18 protein-coding genes are annotated in these 19,664 nt (G+C 30.0%); 5 read left to right on the top strand and 13 right to left on the bottom strand.

The window, feature by feature from the left end; genetic code table 11:
• Positions 1 to 35: 35 nt before the first annotated feature.
• Both mgtE and rsmA read right to left on the bottom strand, forming a co-directional pair.
• The gene (gene mgtE, locus V3V28_RS12360) at positions 36 to 1,385 is read right to left on the bottom strand and encodes a magnesium transporter (protein WP_331365322.1); all 1,350 of its coding nucleotides are present in this window, start codon (positions 1,383 to 1,385) and stop codon (positions 36 to 38) included.
• Positions 1,375 to 2,178 carry a 16S rRNA (adenine(1518)-N(6)/adenine(1519)-N(6))-dimethyltransferase RsmA gene (gene rsmA / locus V3V28_RS12355; protein WP_331365321.1) on the bottom strand — a complete coding sequence of 268 codons (804 nt, stop codon included), beginning with the start codon at positions 2,176 to 2,178 and terminating at the stop codon, positions 1,375 to 1,377. Before rsmA ends, mgtE begins: the two co-directional genes overlap by 11 nt.
• An 86-nt stretch (positions 2,179 to 2,264) precedes the next feature.
• On the opposite strand from rsmA, the gene V3V28_RS12350 reads away from it, so the two are divergent.
• Positions 2,265 to 3,104: a hypothetical protein gene (locus V3V28_RS12350; RefSeq protein ID WP_331365320.1), complete on the top strand. Its 840-nt coding sequence runs from the start codon at positions 2,265 to 2,267 to the stop codon at positions 3,102 to 3,104.
• A gap of 5 nt (positions 3,105 to 3,109) precedes the next feature.
• Here V3V28_RS12350 and V3V28_RS12345 read toward each other — a convergent pair whose 3' ends face one another.
• Entirely contained in the window at positions 3,110 to 3,436 is a 327-nt protein-coding gene (locus V3V28_RS12345; RefSeq protein ID WP_331365319.1) for a DUF4286 family protein, read from the bottom strand.
• Positions 3,437 to 3,505: 69 nt separating this feature from the next.
• The gene (locus V3V28_RS12340) at positions 3,506 to 5,323 is read right to left on the bottom strand and encodes a tetratricopeptide repeat protein (RefSeq protein ID WP_331365318.1); all 1,818 of its coding nucleotides are present in this window, start codon (positions 5,321 to 5,323) and stop codon (positions 3,506 to 3,508) included.
• 126 nt (positions 5,324 to 5,449) lie between these two features.
• Here V3V28_RS12340 and V3V28_RS12335 point away from each other — a divergent pair, with 126 nt between their 5' ends.
• Positions 5,450 to 5,593, top strand: a complete 144-nt coding sequence (locus tag V3V28_RS12335) for a hypothetical protein (protein ID WP_331365317.1) — start codon at positions 5,450 to 5,452, stop codon at positions 5,591 to 5,593.
• 37 nt (positions 5,594 to 5,630) lie between these two features.
• Here the strand turns inward: V3V28_RS12335 and serS are convergent, their stop codons facing one another.
• Both serS and V3V28_RS12325 read right to left on the bottom strand, forming a co-directional pair.
• On the bottom strand, positions 5,631 to 6,905 hold the full coding sequence (gene serS, locus V3V28_RS12330; RefSeq protein WP_331365316.1) for a serine--tRNA ligase: 1,275 nt from the start codon (positions 6,903 to 6,905) through the stop codon (positions 5,631 to 5,633).
• A 48-nt stretch (positions 6,906 to 6,953) separates the two neighbouring features.
• Positions 6,954 to 7,886: a bifunctional riboflavin kinase/FAD synthetase gene (locus tag V3V28_RS12325; RefSeq protein ID WP_331365315.1), complete on the bottom strand. Its 933-nt coding sequence runs from the start codon at positions 7,884 to 7,886 to the stop codon at positions 6,954 to 6,956.
• A gap of 191 nt (positions 7,887 to 8,077) precedes the next feature.
• Between V3V28_RS12325 and V3V28_RS12320 the strand changes: the two genes are divergently transcribed.
• Both V3V28_RS12320 and V3V28_RS12315 read left to right on the top strand, forming a co-directional pair.
• A complete protein-coding gene (locus V3V28_RS12320) occupies positions 8,078 to 10,930 on the top strand; it encodes a TonB-dependent receptor (protein ID WP_331365314.1) in 2,853 nt (950 codons plus the stop codon).
• Positions 10,931 to 10,949: 19 nt separating this feature from the next.
• Positions 10,950 to 12,506, top strand: coding sequence for an SGNH/GDSL hydrolase family protein (locus tag V3V28_RS12315; protein WP_331365313.1), 1,557 nt, complete (start codon positions 10,950 to 10,952; stop codon positions 12,504 to 12,506).
• Between the two features lie 78 nt (positions 12,507 to 12,584).
• Here V3V28_RS12315 and V3V28_RS12310 read toward each other — a convergent pair whose 3' ends face one another.
• The 4 genes from V3V28_RS12310 to V3V28_RS12295 form a co-directional block, all read right to left on the bottom strand.
• Positions 12,585 to 13,799, bottom strand: a complete 1,215-nt coding sequence (locus V3V28_RS12310) for an aminotransferase class V-fold PLP-dependent enzyme (RefSeq protein ID WP_331365312.1) — start codon at positions 13,797 to 13,799, stop codon at positions 12,585 to 12,587.
• A gap of 73 nt (positions 13,800 to 13,872) precedes the next feature.
• A complete protein-coding gene (locus V3V28_RS12305; RefSeq protein ID WP_331365311.1) occupies positions 13,873 to 14,142 on the bottom strand; it encodes a hypothetical protein in 270 nt (89 codons plus the stop codon).
• A 5-nt stretch (positions 14,143 to 14,147) separates the two neighbouring features.
• Positions 14,148 to 14,732 carry a hypothetical protein gene (locus V3V28_RS12300; protein WP_331365310.1) on the bottom strand — a complete coding sequence of 195 codons (585 nt, stop codon included), beginning with the start codon at positions 14,730 to 14,732 and terminating at the stop codon, positions 14,148 to 14,150.
• Positions 14,725 to 15,510: a hypothetical protein gene (locus V3V28_RS12295; protein ID WP_331365309.1), complete on the bottom strand. Its 786-nt coding sequence runs from the start codon at positions 15,508 to 15,510 to the stop codon at positions 14,725 to 14,727. The genes V3V28_RS12300 and V3V28_RS12295 overlap by 8 nt, the downstream gene beginning before the upstream one ends.
• Before the next feature lie 152 nt (positions 15,511 to 15,662).
• Here V3V28_RS12295 and V3V28_RS12290 point away from each other — a divergent pair, with 152 nt between their 5' ends.
• Positions 15,663 to 16,979 carry a serine hydrolase domain-containing protein gene (locus V3V28_RS12290; RefSeq protein WP_331365308.1) on the top strand — a complete coding sequence of 439 codons (1,317 nt, stop codon included), beginning with the start codon at positions 15,663 to 15,665 and terminating at the stop codon, positions 16,977 to 16,979.
• A gap of 325 nt (positions 16,980 to 17,304) precedes the next feature.
• On the opposite strand, the gene V3V28_RS12285 is transcribed toward V3V28_RS12290, so the two are convergent.
• The 3 genes from V3V28_RS12285 to sufD all read right to left on the bottom strand — a co-directional run bounded on the left by V3V28_RS12285 (position 17,305) and on the right by sufD (position 19,662).
• Positions 17,305 to 17,580: a hypothetical protein gene (locus V3V28_RS12285; protein WP_331365307.1), complete on the bottom strand. Its 276-nt coding sequence runs from the start codon at positions 17,578 to 17,580 to the stop codon at positions 17,305 to 17,307.
• Between the two features lie 524 nt (positions 17,581 to 18,104).
• A complete protein-coding gene (locus V3V28_RS12280; protein WP_331365306.1) occupies positions 18,105 to 18,308 on the bottom strand; it encodes a hypothetical protein in 204 nt (67 codons plus the stop codon).
• Positions 18,309 to 18,348: 40 nt separating this feature from the next.
• Positions 18,349 to 19,662, bottom strand: a complete 1,314-nt coding sequence (gene sufD, locus V3V28_RS12275; RefSeq protein ID WP_331365305.1) for a Fe-S cluster assembly protein SufD — start codon at positions 19,660 to 19,662, stop codon at positions 18,349 to 18,351.
• Positions 19,663 to 19,664 lie beyond the last annotated feature (2 nt).

Below are 19,664 nucleotides of genomic sequence, written 5' to 3'. Positions count from 1 at the left end.
AAGAAAAAACCTTTCAGTTTTACTGGAAGGTTTTTTTATATGCCTAAAATTAGTTTTGAAATCAAAAAGTAAATTAAGATTCCAAAAATATCATTACTTGTAGTTATAAATGGACCAGTTGCAATCGCAGGGTCAATTCCTCTTTTATTCAAAAATAAAGGCACAAAAGTACCTATTAAACCTGCAATAATAACAACAACAACAAGCGATACGGAAATAGCCAAAGCAAGATCTATTTTACCTTGATATGCCCAAACAAAAAGAAATAGAAAAATTGCTAAAATAACGCCGTTTAAAGCTGCTAAAAGCGTTTCTTTAAAAAGTCTACTATTTATACTTCCTTTTACGTCATCGTTTGCTAAACCTTGTACTATAATTGCTGAAGACTGAACACCAACATTACCAGCCATTGCCGCAATTAATGGTGTAAAGAAAAATAAAGCTGCATATTTTGCAAAAACGCCATGAAAACCTTCCATTATTAGAAAAGCACCAACACCACCAAGTAAGCCTAAAAACAACCAAGGTAAACGCGCTTTAGTTAATTGTAAAATACTATCATCAGAATCTACATCTTGTGTTAAACCTGCAGCCATTTGATAATCCTTATCTGCTTCTTCTTTTAAAACATCTACAATATCATCAATAGTTATTCTACCCAATAAAACATTATTATTATTTACAACAGGTATTGCTTCTAAATCATATTTTGCCATTATTTTAGCAACCTCTTCATCATCCTCTGCAACGTTTACAGAATCTACGGTATCTTTAGAAATATCTGCTATTTTTTGATCAGATTTTGCAATAATTAAATCTTTTAAAGAAAGTCTACCAACTAATTTATCATCTTTATCTACAACGTAAATAGAATGTACTCTTGTAACTTCTTTTGCTTGCCCTCTAATTCTACGCATACAACCAGCAACAGTCCAAGTTTCATAAACTTTTACAAGTTCTTTAGCCATTAAAGAACCTGCAGTATTGTCTTCATAAGACAGTAATTCTTTAATATCTGCAGCTAACTCATCATCTTCTAAAGCAGAAATTACACGTTCTTGTCGTTCTTCTGAAAGTTCACCAATAATATCGGCAGCATCATCAGAATCCATTTCTTCAACTTCTTCTGCAATTTCTTTTGCGGATAAGTTTTCTAGAATTTTTTCACGAGTATCTTCATCTAATTCTGTTAGAATTTCTGATGTTTTTTCGCTATCTAAAAGTTTAATAATATAAATAGCTTCATCGAAATCTACTTCATCTAAAACCTCTGCAATATCTGCAAAATGAACTTCAGCAAACAATACAGTAATTTCTGTATCATTTTTAGAAATGATAAGTTCTGATAGATTTTCTAGAAATTCATCTGTGATTTCAAATGCCATTTTCTATTAATTTTTGTGTGAGAGAAATAAATGCCTGTACAGATAATTGTTCTGGTCGTTTTGTAAATATAGGATCTTCTTTTAAAGTATCTGAAAGATTAAATGATTTTAAACTAGAACGCAACATTTTTCTACGTTGATTAAATGCTGTTTTTACGACTCTAAAAAATATTTTTTCGTCTACAGGAAGTGAATAATCTTTTTTCCTAGTGAATCTAATTACTCCTGAATCTACTTTTGGTGGCGGATTAAAAACAGTTGGTGGAACTGTAAACAAGTATTCTACATCAAAAAAAGCTTGCGTTAAAACGGATAGAATTCCGTAGACCTTAGATCCTTCTTTTTCTGCAATTCTTTTAGCAACTTCTTTTTGAAACATACCTGCAAATTCAGGTACAAATTCTCTATTTTCTATCGCTTTAAAAACAATTTGAGTAGAGATATTGTATGGAAAATTACCAATAATTGCTACTTGTTTTTTTTGAAAAACTTCTTGTATTTCTTTCTTTAAAAAATCACCTTCAATAATTTCAAAATGATCTTTAGAAGTATCTAATTTAATATGTTCTAAAGGAAAAGTATCATGTAAATAGGCAACAGATTCTCTATCTAATTCCATAACAGTAACCTTTGCTTTTTTTTCTAACAAATACTTGGTTAAAACACCCATTCCTGGGCCAATTTCTAAAACGTCTTCATAACCATTTCCTGTTAAAGCATCGGCAATATCTTTTGCAATACTTTCATCCGTTAAAAAATGCTGACCTAAATGTTTTTTTGCTTTTACAGACACAATCTTTGTTTTAATCTTCAAAAACAAAGATACAGTTAAATTCGGCATAATTTTTGGCTCGGATTGAGTTTTAAAAATCAACCAAAATGTATAAAAAACTACTTATAGTTATTTTAATTTTTAGTGTAAATACAACGCTAATTTCTCAAAATGGAAAACTAGATAAAGGAAAAGAAAGTTTAAAAGAAACAAACACTTCTAATTCAGGCGGAAACAAATCAACAAAAAACACAAGTTCTAGAGGTTCAGTTTCTAATGATGATGATACTATGAATCCGTTTGTGAGTATTCTTTGGGGACTTTTTGCTTATACAGCTTATGGAATTCTTGTAGAATCTCCTTGGGAAATGGATAGTAGAATGCATAATGCAGAAATTTCTAATTACGCATTTAAAGAAAAAAATTATGGTAATTTTATTTACACAGATTCCACTAACTATAACATTACAAGGTTTGATATTACCAATAATTTTGTAATCGAAAACAGTAATTTATATGGAAATAATTTTGGAGTAAACTTTCGCTTTCTAAAACGATTTGCAGTAGATGTTGATTATCTATATTTATCTGAAAATGTAAACGGAAAAAGAGATTCTTTTTCTTTATACAGTGCTTTATTAAAATACCATAGAATTAGAACTCAAAGATTTGATGCTTGGTTTGGTTTAGGAATGATGCATGTTGGTAATGATGTAAATAAAACAGGTTTTGGTTTGGGTGTTGGTGTAGAAATTTTTATTGCCAAACCTATAAGTTTAGATTTTTCGCATAAATGGACTAACATAAATAACCAAGAAGTTCATAAGACGAAATTATTGTTGAAATACCATATTAAAAACTATCAAATTTTTTCAGGATATGAGTATTTTAAAATAGGCGTTTCTAAAATAAAAGCATTTTCTTTTGGTATTGGCGCTAGTTTTTAGAGAAATTAATTACTATTACTTATTGGAAAAAACTCGTTTATAATTTTTAATTCTGTTCTAAAAGCTAACATTTTATCAGCAAATTTTAAACCAGATTTTCTTAATTTATCAGCCTCAAATTTGTAATAATTGTCTAAATCTTCTCTAGTATTTGCAGTGTATTGAATAGAATAAGTCTTTCCGCCCATCTCTTCTTCAACTAAAACTTGGGTTAGTTTTGCAGAAGTAAATCTACCTGTGTTTAAGACATCAGTAATGTGAGATTCTATCCACGTTAACCATTCGTTATGTGCAGAATCATCAATATTTATTGTTACGTTGTATATGTACATAAAATTTGTGTAATTTTTTATTTGTTTAAAAGTGTAATTGTTTAATTGTAAACTGATATTAAAAACTGACTACTCAATACTATCTCCTCTAATTTTTCGGTATTTTTTTCTGGCATCTACCAAATAAATACTCGAAGAAAAATCAAAAATAATCTTTTGATAATATTCAGATGCTTTTTCTGGATTATTTAAATTGTTATTATACAATTCTGCCATCATAAAATAAACATCATCAGTTAAAAAACCTTGATTATCTGCAGCAACAATTTTAGCTAAACTTAAAATTGCTTCTGCATATTTTTTTTGTTTAATGAGTAATTTTGCTTTAAAAAACAAAGCATCATCATATATTATTTCTCCAGGAGTTAATCCATTTATAAAAACTTCTTTTTTTGTAAACAGGTTATTAATTTCGATTAAAGCATCTTCGTCTTTATTTTGAAACGCCAACAATTCTGCGTTTGCCAGTTGCTTTAATCCAGAAGGAATAGAGTCTAAAGGTTCATTGTCTGTAATTTTTAAAAACAATGCTAATGCATCATTTGCAATGAGTTGTGTTGTAGAACCTTTTAACACTTTTAATTGTGCTTTTGCCCAGTTAAAATCGCTTTTAAAATAACTAGTTTGAGCAACTTTAAACCTTGCTTGTTGTGCTAACTCGTGGTTTTTTAGTTGAGTTTGAATCTGTGAAAAATAAATTAATGCTTTGTTGAATTTACCAGTAAAAACTAAAATGTCTCCTAGTTTTAACTTAATTCTTGCTTTATCAAATTTTGAGCTCGAATAATCAATTGCATTTTCTAAAACAACTTTAGCTTCTTCTGGTTTGTTTTTAGAAAAAGTCAAAAAATCTGCATATTCTATTTGTAATTTTATGGTAGAAGTGTTTTTACCAAACAGGGTAAATAAAGATTGAAATAAAGACTCTGTCTCTGGGTTTTTTGTAACAACAGCAATTTTAGCGAGGTATAAATTGGTTGCTATTTTTTCTTCTTTTAAAGTAGATTTTTGTTTAATAAAAGCAAAACAATCTTTAGCTGCATTGTATTCTTTGTTTTCAAAAGCAATTTTACCTAAACTGTATATTTTTGAGAGATTCGTTGGGTTTCTTTGGTACAAAGCTTTTTCTTGAATCAATGCTTTACTATAATTTTTTTGCTGGGCAAATAACCAACTTAATAAAACATTCCAAACATCTTTTGGGTTGCTTGCAGACTTTCTTAACAGTGTTTTTCTAAATAAGATATTGGCTTTATTTTCTGAATCATCAGTAATATATCTGCTAGCATATCTTTGTACGAGATTAAAATAATTCTCGTTTTTATCTACCATATTAATATACGATTCAAACATTTTTTTGAAGTCGCCCTTTTCACCATAAATTTGTGCAATCTGAAAACTATAATTAGCATTTTTACTTGCTTCCATTGCTTTTTCATAAGACAAAATTGCTTTGTCTAATAGGTTGTAATCTTTAAAAAGACGACCAATAACACCACCAAAAGCAGCATTTTTTTTCAAAGAGTTTATAGCTAAATCATAATTAATTTTGGCTTTTTCTTTTAAATCTTGTCGTTCATAATTGTACCCTAAATAGACAAATAAATAGACTTGAGAAGCATTTGCTTTTATACGAGATTTAAGTAAGTTTTCTGAGACTAAATATTGATTTGTTTCTTGGTAACAAGAGATTAAGCGCCCTAGATAAGTTGTATTAAACGGACTTTTATCATACAGCTTTTTATAAAGTTGTGTTGCTTTTTCATACTCACCTGCTCTATAATAAATTTCGGCAAGCAAGTAATCATTTTGCGCTCTATTTTGTATGTTTTGAGATGTACAAAAAGTACTAATAGAAAGAAAAATAAGCAAGAATAGTCTTTTCATATAAATTCAAAGATAATCAAGATAAATGTTAAAATTTTATTAAACCAAGTGCTTTTTAATGTTCTCTTGTAACATTTTGGCACGGAACTTGTCTATAGAATATATAACCAATCAAATTTTAAGATTATGAATACTTTTTCAAAACAATACGAAACAGCAAAAAACAATTCAATTGAGTTTATGAAAAACGGACAAATTTCCGCTTATTTCAATGCGCTTTTAGAAATGAATAAATATAAAAGATTAATGATTGCTGTTGTTGCTAACTAAAATTAGTTTTCAGTATCAGTTAGCAGAAATAATCTGACTAATCAATAACATCAAAACCACAATAAGGAACTAAAGCATCTGGTATTTTAATTCCGTCTGCTGTTTGATAGTTTTCTAGAATTCCGGCTAAAACACGCGGTAAAGCCAAAGAACTTCCGTTTAAAGTGTGTGCTAATTCGCTTTTACCTTCTTTATTTTTAAAACGAAGCTTTAATCTATTTGCTTGAAAAGTTTCAAAATTAGATGCAGAACTAATTTCTAACCATCTGTCTTGTGCTGTAGAAAATAATTCAAAATCGAACGTTAAAGCAGCTGTAAAACCAGTATCTCCACCACATAAACGTAATATTCTGTAAGGTAATTTTAATTCACGTAAAATATCTTTTATGTGTTCTACCATTCCGCTTAAAGCATGGTAAGAATTATCTGGATGCTCAATTCGTACAATTTCTACTTTATCAAATTGATGCAATCTGTTTAAACCACGAACATGCGCGCCATAACTACCAGCTTCACGTCTAAAACAAGGCGTATAACCAGTAACAGTTACAGGAAATTCTGCTTCTTGCATTAAATTTCCACGAAACATATTTGTAATTGGCACTTCCGCAGTAGGTATTAAATATAAATCATCTACTGTAGAATGATACATTTGCCCATCCTTATCTGGCAATTGCCCAGTTGCTGTTGCAGATTCAGTATTTACTAAATGTGGCACTTGCACCTCTGTATAACCTGCTTTAATATTTTTATCTAAAAAATAGTTAATTAAAGCACGTTGTAACCTTGCTCCTTTTCCTTTGTATACCGGAAAACCAGCACCAGTAATTTTGGTACCTAATTCAAAATCTATAATGTCGTATTTTTTTGCTAATTCCCAATGAGGCAATGCATTTTCTCCTAAATCAGGAATAATACCTTCACTAAAAATTTTCTCATTGTCTTCTTCAGAAGTTCCTGCTTTTACAGAAATATGAGGTACGTTTGGTATTTGATATAATAAACTTTGTAACTCTTCTGCAAAACCATTTAAACTTTCTGCAAGTTCTTTAGACTTCTCTTTTAACTGACTCGTTTTTTCTTTTAAAAGATTGGCTTTTTGCACTTCACCAGATTTAAAAAGGCCACCTATTTCTTTGGACAACTTATTAGATTCTGCTAAAATATCATCCATAGAAACTTGCGTTGCTCTTCGGTTTTCATCTGCAATTAAAACTTGTTCAACAATTGTTTCAGCATTTGCAAAATTACGTTTTGCTAAACCTTCTAAAACAGTTTCTTTGTTTTCTCTAATAAATTGTACTTGTAGCATATTTTGTAAGAATTTAAGAATGCAAATATATAATTTGTGAAGTAGAAATTATAAATTATCTTTTATATAATCTCTCGAAGTTTTTTCGTCTCTTTTAAGCTGAAGAATTAAAGTTTCTAAAGAATCGAATTTTTCCTCATCACGTAAAAAATAAATTAATTCTACAGTTAAGTTTTTGTCATACAAATTTTGATTAAAATCAAAAAAATGAACTTCTATCGTTTGATGATTTCCATTAACAGTTGGTCTGTTTCCGATATTCATCATCCCAAAAACTGTTTTATTATCTATAGTAGATTTTACGACATAAACACCCGTTTTAGGTATTAATTTATAGCTTTCTTTTACATCAATATTTGCGGTAGGAAAACCAATTTTATCACCCAATTGTTTACCGTTAACAACCGTACCATTTAGCATAAAATTATAGCCTAAATAATTGTTGGCGGTTTTTAAATCCCCAGAAGCTAAAGCGTGCCTAACTTTTGTAGAACTTACAGAAACATCATCAATATCTTGTGCTGGAATTTCTTCTACCTTAAAATCGTATAAATGACTATATTCTGTTAATTGTTCTAAATTTCCCTCTCTATTTTTGCCAAAATGATGATCGTAACCAATAATTAATTTTGATATGTTTAGTTGATTTACCAAAACGTCTCTCACAAACTCTAAGGCAGTCATTCTAGAAAATTCTTTACTAAAAGGATGAATAATTAAATAATCTAATCCTGTTTTTTCTAAAAAATTTGCACGTTCTTCAATGGTATTTATCAATTCTATTTTTGCATTTTTTTGCAACACCATTCTAGGGTGCGGAAAAAATGTAAGTAAAACAGATTTTTTACCAGCTTCTTTTGCTTCAAAAACAAGTTTTTGAATTATTTTTTGATGCCCAAAATGAACACCATCAAAAGTACCAATGGTAACAAAAGTTTTTTCTTGTGAAGAAAAATTAGAAATATTTGGTATGGTAATCAAAAAAAGTAAAATTTATAGAGATACAAATGTACAATAACTAAGTCTGTTTTTGAAAAAATTATTTTTCAAAAACAGTATGAAATTAATAAAAAAGAGTGTTTTTTCTGTTTAAATCACAATTTATTTATACAAATAATCAATAATTCAAAAAAAATTGTATTTTGCGATATAGTTAACAAATAATTCAAATTATGATAAAAAATTTTTTACTTCTTGCGTTTATTGCTTTTGGTAGTTTAACAATGGTTGCACAAACCACTGTTACCGGAGTAGTTAAAGACGCAGCTACCGGAGAAACACTTCCCGGAGCAAACATTAAGGTTTCAAGAAAGGCTGTTGGTACAACTACAGATTTTGATGGTCTTTTTACATTAAAGGTAACAGATAATCCTCCTTTTACTTTAGAAATTTCTATGCTAGGTTTTCAAACCAGTAAAGTAGAAATTACTAAAAACAATCAAAAAGTTGACGTTAGTTTAACAGAAAACGCAACTTCTTTAGATGAAATTGTAGTTTCTGCATCTAGAACACCTGAACGTATTATGGAATCTCCTGTAACCATTGAAAGAATGGATACAAGAGCGATAAAAAACACATCTGCACCTTCTTTTTATGACGGTTTAGAGAATTTAAAAGGAGTTGATATAAACACAAATAGTTTAACTTTTAAATCTGTTAATACGCGTGGTTTTGCAACTTTTGCTAATACACGTTTTATGCAATTGGTAGATGGTATGGACAATTCTTCTCCTGCTTTAAACTTTGCATTAGGTAACTTGTTAGGTATGTCTGAATTGGATGTAAAAACGGTAGAGTTATTACCTGGAGCATCTTCTGCATTATATGGTGCAAATGCTTTTAACGGTATTATGTTTATGACTAGTAAAAGTCCTTTTGATGATCAAGGAATTAGTTTTTCTTACAAATCTGGGTTAACAAGTCAAGATGCTGCTGGAGACAACCTGTTTCATGATGTAAACATTAGAATGGCGCATACTTTTTCAAATAAATTTGCTGCAAAAGCTACTTTTTCTTATTTAAAAGGAACAGAATGGTATGCTACAGATTATAGAAATACTGCAAATGGAGGTTATACTTCTGGAGACAGAAATTCAGACAGAAACTTTGATGGTTTAAATGTTTATGGAGATGAGGTTTCTACAAACTTAAGAGGAGTTGCACAGACTTTAGAAGGTTTAGGTATTATTCCTAATGGAGCTTCTGCTCTTATACCTAATGAAAGTGTAAGTAGAACGGGTTATGATGAAAGAGATTTAATGACCTATGAAGCAAAAAGTGTAAAGTTTGGTGGTTCATTAAATTACAGACCTTTTGGAGATGATCGTTTAGAAGTAATATGGAATTCTAAATTTGGAGTTGGTAACACAATTTATCAAGGAACAAATAGATATAACATCAAAGACTTTTTTATGGAACAACATAAATTAGAATTTAGAGGGAAAAACTTTTTTGTTAGAGGTTATATGACTAATGAAGATGCTGGTAATTCTTATGATACTCGTTTTGCTGCAATTAATATTAACAGAGCTTGGAAAGCAGATAATGTTTGGTTTGGACAATATGTTGGTGCTTATTTACAAGGAACTTTAGGAGGTTTAAATTCTGATCAAGCACACGGAATAGCTAGACAAACTGCTGAAGCAGGTAGATTATTACCTGGAACTTCAGGTTTTCAACAAGCTTTAGATAAAGTAACTGCAGACCCAAATTTAGTTACGGGTTCTAAATTTCAAGACAATACAAAATATTATCATGCAGATGTAAACTATAACTTACAAGACTTAACAGATTGGGCAGAGTTTCAAGTTGGTGGTTCTTACAGATTATATTCTTTAAACTCTAACGGAAGTATTTTTACAGATTATGATGGACCAATTGAATATAATGAATATGGTGTGTATACACAAGCTCAAAAGAAATTTTTAGAAGACGACCGTTTAAAAGCAACTGCTTCTATCCGTTATGATAAAGCACAAAATTTTGACGGAAACTTTTCTCCTAGATTATCACTTGCTTATGCTGGTGGAGAAAACAAAAACCAGAATTTTAGAGCATCTTTTCAAACAGGTTTTAGAAACCCAAGTACACAAGATCAGTATATTGGTTTAAATGCTGGTAGAGGATTTTTAGTGGGCTCTGCACCAGATAATTTAGATAGATATGCAACATCACCATTAACAGTTAGTGGTTTAGGGCAAAACTTTACAGGTTCTGGTACAATTTCTGTTTCAGGAAGATCTGCTTATGAAAATGCATTTTCTGCAAGTTCTGTAGAAGCATTTGCAGCCGGACAAGTTGCTGCACCAAGTAATGCTAATGTTGCATTAGTAAAACCAGAAAAAGTAACGGCTTACGAAGTTGGTTATAGGGGTTTAGTTAAAGGAGGGGAACAAAGGTTTACTGTAGATTTAAGTGTTTATTACAATCAATATGAAGATTTTATTGCAAACAAAAATGTGGTAGTTCCTTTTTATGGAGATGTTGCTTTAACACAAACAGCACCCGTTGGACCAGGAGGAGCACAAGTTCCTTTAGCATTAGTAGCTTTAAGCACTGGTGATTTTGCTGCTTTTCAAACGTATACTAATTCTGCTGCAGATATTAGTTCTTACGGTGCAACAATTGGTGTAAACACAAGTATCTTAAATGGGTTTAATTTAGGAGTAAATTATACGTTTGCAAAATTTGATTTTGACCAATCTACAGACCCAGATTTTGAAGCAGGTTTTAATACACCAGAGCACAAAGTAAAATTACAATTTGGTAAAAGAGATGTATTTGAAAACTTTGGTTTTAATGTAAATGTAAGATGGCAAGATAAATACAGATGGGAATCTACATTTTTAGACGCTACAATAGAGGCTAGAACGATGTTAGATGCACAAATTAATTATAGAATTCCTAACTGGAAATCTACTATTAAATTAGGAGGAGCAAACTTAACAGGTAATGAATATGTAAGTGCACCAGGAGTTGGGGCAGTTGGTTCTCAATACTACCTTTCTTGGACAATTAATAACTAATAAAAATTAAAGATATTTTATGAAAAATTATAAATATATTGGATTGCTTCTTTTATCTATTGGTTTTACATCTTGTGATGTAAACAATGAGTTAGATGCAATACCAGCAGAAGTAGTACCAGAAGTAGTTTTAAATACAGGTGGATTAGATTTTTCTAAATTCGTTTCTGTAGGAGCTTCTTTTACAGCAGGTTTTACAGACGGAGGCTTGTTTAAAGCAGCACAAGAAAACTCATTTCCTAATATTTTAGCAGGTAAGTTTGGTATTAGTACAAGTTTTAATCAACCTTTAATGAATGATAATATTGGTGGTCTTTTATTAGGTGGAAACGTTATTCAAGGACCAAGATTGTATTTTAATGGAGCAGGACCAGTTCGTTTAGGAGCAACTCCAACTACAGAAGTAACAACTAATGTAAGTGGAGATTTAAACAACTTTGGAGTTCCAGGAGCAAAAAGCTTTCATTTATTGGCTCCAGGTTACGGTAACGTAGCAGGCATTGCTTTAGGTTTAGCAAATCCTTATTACGCAAGAATGGCATCTAGCCCAAGCGCAACTGTTATAGGGGACGCAATGGCACAAAACCCAACATTTTTTACTTTATCAGAAATTGGTGGTAATGATGTACTAGGATATGCGCTTTCTGGAGGATCTGGTGTTGATCAATCTCCATCTGCTGGAAATCCAACAGGTAATTTAGACCCATCAACTTATGGAGGAACAGACATTACAAATCCATTAGTATTCGGACAAGTATTTAACGGAATGGTTGCTACCTTAACTTCAGGCGGAGCAAAAGGAGTTGTAGCTAATGTACCTTATATTACTTCTTTATCACATTTTACAACAGTACCTTATAATCCAATTCCTGTAAGTGTTGGTTTGGCTGCACAATTAAATGGCGCTTATGCACTTTATAATGGAGGTATTCAACAAGCTTTTGCCTATTTAGTAGCTGTTACACCAATGACACAAGAAATGGCAGATGCAGAAATTGCTAAAAGAACAATTAGTTTTTCACCAGGACAGAATGCTGTTGTTATTATGGATGAAAGTCTAACAGATTTAACAGCAATAAACGCAGGTCTAGTTAGTATGAGACTTGCAACTGCAGATGATTTATTAGTATTAACTAGTTCTTCTTTTATAGGGACTTTAGCAGACCCTAGTAACCCATCAAGTGTAAATGGTGTTGGTGTTCCTTTAGCTGATAAATGGGTAATTACTCCAGAAGAGCAAGTAGCTATTAAAACAGCAACAGATGCTTATAATGGAATCATTGAAGCTACTGCAGCAGCCAATGCAAATATTGTAATGGTAGATTTTAAGGGCCTTTTACAAGAAGCATCTACTTCTGGTATTATGTTTGATGACTATACTATGACAACTAGTTTAGTTACTGGTGGTTTAATAAGTTTAGATGGTGTTCATTTAACAGCTAGAGGTTATGCTTTAATGGCTAACAAAATTTTAGCTGCTATGGATGCAGAATTTGGTTCTAATTTTACAATGGCAACTGGTGGTTTAGCGAAAGCAGGAGATTATCCTACAAACTATTCTCCTTTGTTAAAATAAGAATTTACAAATTAGTTTCTATAAAAAAGGTTGAGCATTTGCTCAACCTTTTTATTGTTTTATAAAGTTTTTAAAAGCTTAAGAAAGCATCATTATTGCTCTTTTTACTCCACTAATTAAAATATCTATTTCTTCTTTTGTATTGTAAAATGAAAAAGAAGCTCTTATGGTTCCAGGAATTTTATAAAAATCCATAATTGGTTGTGCACAATGATGCCCGGTTCTAACCGCTACACCTAGTTTGTCTAAAATAGACCCAATATCATAAGGGTGAATAGCACCTACGTTAAAAGAGATTACAGCAGTTTTTTCAGTTGTTGTCCCGTAGATTTTTAAACCTTCTATTTTTAATAGTTCTTTTGTTCCGTATTCTAAAAGTTCATTTTCATACTTTGCAATGTTATTAAAACCAACAGCATTCATATAATCGATTGCTACACCAAAAGCAATTCCGCCACAAATATTTGGGGTTCCTGCTTCAAATTTATGAGGTAAATCTGCATAGGTTGTTTTTTCAAAACTAACCGTTGCAATCATTTCTCCACCACCTTGATATGGAGGCAATTTTTGCAACCATTCTTCTTTTCCGTATAACAAACCAACACCTGTTGGGCCACATAATTTATGTGCAGAAGCTACATAAAAATCAACATTTAAAGCTTGTACATCTGGTTTTATATGAGGTGTTGCTTGTGCGCCGTCAATTAAAACTGCAGCACCAAATTGATGTGCTTTTTCAATAATTTCTTCAATGGGATTTACAGTTCCTAGTGCATTAGAAACATGATTACAGAAAACTAATTTTGTATTTTTGTTTACCAAGTTATGATACACTTCCATATTTAAAGAACCATCTTCTAACATAGGAATTACCCTTAAAATAGAGCCTGTTTTTTCACATAACATTTGCCAAGGCACAATATTAGAATGGTGCTCTAAAGCAGAAACTATTATTTCATCGTCTTTATTTAAAAGGGATGAAAACCCAGATGCAACCATATTTATACTATGCGTTGTACCAGAAGTTAGAATAATTTCATAGGCATTTTTTGCATTAAAATGATGTTGAATTTTAATACGTGCTTCTTCATATTTATCAGTTGCTTCTTGACTTAAAGTATGTACACCTCTATGAATGTTTGCATTATAATTGCTGTAATAATCTACAATTGCATCAATTACAATTTGCGGAGTTTGTGAAGTAGCAGCATTATCAAAATACACCAAAGGTTTACCATGAACTGTTCTTTTTAGAATAGGAAAGTCTTCACGAATTTTATCAACATTTATCATACAAATCAATTTAAAGTACAAAGATAACCGTTGATTTTTTAAACTTCGAAAAATGACAAGATGAATTTTTTATTTATACTACTTTAGAAACTAACTTTACTAAAAAACCAACCCCATTTTGAATACTTGAAATAGCTGAAGCCTTTTCATTGTTTGTTAATGAAGCATTATTTATTTGTTTTAATACCTCTAAAGCATCTGTATTACTAATTTTACTTTCTGTTATAAATGTATCTATGTCAGATGTTTTTAAACTAGTTAAACCCGCTAATTGACTTTTAAATTCTGAATCTGTTTGTGAAGCAGCTTTGTTTGCTAATGCACTCCAATCTATATCACTCATAATTGCTATTTTATTAGTTTTTCAATTTTCAATAACTTGCTCATTCCCAAGCCAGTTTTATTTAACAAGCTATCAATTTTGTTTTCTACTTGTTTAAAATTTAATCTATTACCAGTTAATTGATTGATTTCTGCCAATGCGTTTTTTTCTGCATTATTCTCTTTTATTGCAGAATTTATTAAATTTTGTAAAGCAGAAGTTGCTTTACTGTAAGAAATGAAATTGGTATTTAAACCAGTTACTATTTTTTGTTGTTGATGTAGAAGTAAATCTTGTAAAGAATCTCTTTTTCTATTTATTACAGGGATTATCGCTTCAATAATATTCGGTAATTCTTTTTTATAATCTAAATTTTGAGGTAATAACTTTTGATATTTCTTAATAACAGCAGGCGTATATTTACTCGTAATAAAAGTGTTTAAACGTGCTCTTTTTTCGTTGAATAATTGATTTACTAAAGAAATGTTTAGTTGATGCATAGCATCACCTTCATTAATAACATCTTTGGTAAGTGTAGCTGTAGAATTGGGAATGCTAGCGCATGATAAAAAAGAAATTACTACAAGAATTAATAGTGTTTTTTTATACATTAGTTGTAGAATTTGGAGTTATAAAGATGCTTTTTATTTTATCGATGATTCCTTGTAAAATACTAAAAATTGCATCCGAAGAAAAACCTCCAACTAAAGCAAGAATACTTTTGTTAAATAAGTTAATTTGTTCCGCATCTTTTGTGTAAAAAGAAATAATTTCAGACATAATTAAACCAGCAATAATTCCTAAAATAATCTGTGATAAATAGCCAATAGAATTTTCTGGAATTAGAGAACCTTTTTTTAAAGAGATACTTACTTCTTTCAACAGAAAAAATAAAACACCCAAACCAGCAACAGAACTTAAATAGATGATGTTTAGTAATAACGGAATTCCGCTATTTTCCATCATTCCTTTATCTAAAGAATCATTGTTTACCTCTGGAGACATTCCTGAAACTACATAAGCAATTAAAAAAAAGATAGCCAACAAGACTAAATTTCTTAATAAAGGAAGCTTTCTAAAAATTGATTTGCCATCACTCTCTTGATTTAGTTTTTTGGTAAATTGTATAGACTTGGGTGTTGCAGGAGCTACGTTTTTACATAAAAGATTATGAGCATTTATTAAATCATCTACATTACTATTTTGAATTAAAGCATTTACATCTGTATTTACAATAATTCCGTTGAAAACCGCAAAAGAAAGCATACTGTTGATTTCTCTACTTAATTCAGCAATTACATCTTCAGAAATTCCTGGCACAACTTGTTTTATTGTTGGTTTTTTGATTGTTTTGGCAGTAACATTTGTTTTTGGTGTTGATTCGCTCATAATTTTTAACTATAATAATTATATGCTAAAATTAATAAAATCAATAAGTTATAGTTTATATGGAAACACCTTATTTTAAATTCAAGTATTTCCACGGATAGAAAACATTGCAGTTTTATTGCTTATTTTTACATCATTAAATTTTATAATTAATGAAGATTTTAAAAAGAACATTCCTTTTTTTTGCAGTTACTATTACACTAGCAGTTATTTATAATTATCCAAAATTGAATATTCTGTCTGGTTATTCAGCAAAAAACACAGCTTCTTCTATTTTTTTAGGTGAAAGAACTTTGCAGTTTACAGATCAAACAGACAATAATTTTTCACCTGTAAACCTCGCTACAGATAAAGTTGATTTAAAGAATGAATTTGCAAGCTCTTCAGCTTTTGGTTTGTTAACTAGAAAAGCTATTTATAGAGAAGGTTTAGGTACTGTTTTAACTTTAGAAGACAGTGATGAAACTGCAAGTTATTTAATTCCAAAAAGAACAAAACCAGATAATATTACACCTTTTCCATTTGGAAATGGACCGCAAAAAGACACTGTTTTTGCAAATGTAAATTATAATAAACTGAATGAAACGGTAAGTTCTATCTTCGGAAAAGATAAAACTAGAGCCGTTGTAGTAATTTATAAAGATCAAATTATATCAGAAAAATATGATAATGGTTTTCATAAAAATTCTAGAATTTTAGGTTGGTCTATGACTAAAAGTATTATGAGCACTGTTTTTGGTGTTTTACAGCATCAAAATAAAATAAATATACAAGACAAAGCACCAATTGATTCTTGGCAAAATGATACACGAAAAGACATTACTATCAATAACTTACTACAAATGAACTCGGGTTTAGAATGGGATGAAAACTATGATGAAATATCTGACGCAACAAAAATGTTGTTTTTAGAACGCGATATGACCAAAATGCAAGAAGAAAAGCAGTTGGTTGGTTCGCCAAATAATAGTTGGAATTATTCTTCTGGGACTTCTAATTTATTATCAAAAATTGCAAGAAAACAATTTATCTCGCATCAAGAATATTTAGATTTTTGGTATACAGATTTTATAGATAAAATAGGTATGAATTCTATGATTGTAGAAACTGATTTGGCAGGAAACTATGTTGCTTCTTCGTATGCTTGGGCAACCGCTAGAGATTGGGGTAAATTTGGGCTATTATACTTACATAATGGTCAATGGAACGGAGAACAGTTATTCACAAAAAAATGGGTAGATTATGTTACAACACCAACCAAAGGTTCTAAAGGAACTTATGGTGCACAGTTTTGGTTAAATGCAGAAAAGCAATTTAAAGACGTGCCAAAAAACATGTATTTTGCGGATGGTTATCAAGGTCAGCGAGTATATGTTTTTCCAGATCAAGATTTAGTACTTGTACGTTTTGGATTGACAAATTTTGATGAAAATGAGTTTTTAAAAAGAATTTTGAAGTCTATAAAATAAAATACATTTTAAAAAATGTAACAACCTATAAATTTTTATTACCTAATAGACAAATAGCTTTATTTACAACAAAGATAATGTCAAGACGAAACCTATATAAACCAATAAAAACAACTTTTTAGAAATATCTAAAAGAAGAATTTTTATTGGTTTATTTTAGACGCTTCTTATGTTTTTATTTTCTACTTTTTTCTTCAATTATTTAGAAAATCAATTATTCTTTTTGATGCTTTACTAAATGATTATGAGTTATTTATTTTCACTGAAGAAACTAATCAGTTTTATAATTTTTTATTCGCTTTTATAGCTGTGTACTATGTATTTTCTATTGTTTCAACCTTCTATTTGGATGTATCAAAGAAATTTTTTCAGACATAATTAAACCAGCAATAATTTCTATAATAATCTGTGATAAATAGTCAATAGAATTCTCTGGAATTAGAGAACCTTTTTTTAAAGAGATACTTACTTCTTTCAACAGAAAAAATAAAACACCAAAACCAGCTACAGAACTTAAATATGTAATATTTAAAAGTAATGGTAAGCCACTATTATTCATAATTCCTTCGTCTAAAGAATTGTTATTTACATCTGCAGGCATACCCGTAGCTATAAATCAATTAAAAAAATAAGATTTCAAAAAAAAGGTTTTTTACTATTCTCTTGATGTAATTTTTTAGTATATAAAATAGATTTTGGCGTTGCAGGAGCAACTTTTTTGCAGAGTAAATTATGTGCGTTTATTAAATCGTCTATTATGCTATTTTGTATAAGTGCATTTACTTCTGTATTTACAGTAACTCCGTTTTAAATAGCAAACGAAAGCATATTGTTAATTTCTTTACTTAATTCAGAAATTACATCTTCAGAAATACCAGGAGTTAACTTTTTTAGGAACAACTTTTTTCGAAGTTGGTTTTTCTGTTGAAGTAGAAACAGGTTTTGGAGGAACTACATTGCTGTTTTAATTATCATTAGATTCTCTTTAATTGTTTTGAATGATAAAATTAAAGAATAGCAACCTTTTAAAATTAGGGATAAGTACCCTTTTTCTATTTAACGGTTTTATACGAATGAAAAAACCACGCAAATTGCGTGGTTTCTTAATAATAATTAAAAGGAAAATTATTTCTTCCCTTTCAATAAACTTAAAGCTATAGCAGCAATACCAATAGCCATTGTAATGTAAGAATTTGTATTGTCTTGTGCTTTTACTAATGCGATATCACCAATAGAAACTTGTGCTTCTGGTTGTATCATAGTGTAAATTCCGTAACCAAGAATAATAATTCCAGCTACTAATAAAATTGTTTGAATAGATTTGTTCATCATTTTTTGTTTTTATAAATATATATAAAAAGAAATAAACTTACAAATCGAAACCAATATCAACACCTAATTTCTGGGCAATTAATTTGGTAATACGTTGTTTTACTTCTGGTATTTTTACACTTTCTAAAACGGTATTTGCAAAAGCAAACATTAATAAAGCTTTTCCTTCTTTTTTTGGAATACCACGTTGTTGCATATAAAACAAAGCATCTTCATCTAGTTGACCAATAGTACAACCGTGAGAACATTTTACATCATCTGCAAAAATTTCTAATTGAGGTTTTGCATTAATCGTTGCTTTGTCACTTAATAAAATATTATTATTTTGTTGATAAGCATTTGTTTTTTGAGCTTCTTTGTTTACAATTACTTTACCATTAAAAACGGATGTAGAACGTTCATCATAGATTCCTTTATAATCTTGATGACTTTCGCAATTTGGGGCTATATGATGCACCAAAGTATGATGATCTATATGTTGCTTTCCTTCACTAATTGTAATTCCTTTTAAGATAGAATCTATGTATTCTCCTTTTTGATAAAAGTTTAAATTATTTCTGGTGATATTTCCTCCAAAAGAAAAAGTATGCACAGAAACAACACCATTAGATTTTTGCTCAACAAAAGTATTGTCTACTAGAGAGGCATTATTATCATCATTCTGAATCTTATAATAATCTACAAAAGCTCTTTTATCAGCATAGATTTCTGTAACCGAATTTGTTAAAACAGGGTTTGAAGTTAAACTTTGGTGACGTTCAATAATTTGAACATGAGAATTTTCTTCTACAACAACTAAACTTCTTGGCTGTAACATAGTTGCAGCTTCAGAACCTGTTGTAAAATGGATAATTTGTATTGGTTTTTGAACTTCAATATTCTTTGGAATATGAATAAATGCGCCTTCTGAAGCAAAAGCCGTGTTTAATGAAGTTAAATTGTCTTGTTTAGCTATTTTATTGAAATAAGCGTCAATAACTGCTTTGTATTTTGGCATAGATAATGCGGCAGACATTAAGCAGACGTCTATTGTATCGTGTGTAGTTTCAGACAAAAATGAGCTGTACTTACCATCAATAAAAACAAGTTTATAACTGTCTATATCATGTATAAAGTATTTTTTTACATCAGCTAACTCTACTGCGGTTTCTTTGTTAGGAAAAATACTATAGTCTTGCTTTAAAACCGAGTTTAAAGAAGTGTATTTCCAAGCTTCCAATTTTTTAGTAGGAAACCCTAGTTCTTCGAAATTCTTAAGCGCTTTTGAACGAATTTCATGTACATCAGAATTAATGTCTACACGATTTTCAAAGGCTACGTATGATGATACTATTTTATCTTTTAATTCCATTA

Origin of the sequence: Polaribacter sp. (assembly GCF_036480315.1) — a bacterium.
GTDB lineage: Bacteria > Bacteroidota > Bacteroidia > Flavobacteriales > Flavobacteriaceae > Polaribacter.
The sequence above is the reverse complement of the archived record's forward strand: the minus strand, read 5'-3'. Positions and strand labels throughout refer to the sequence as shown.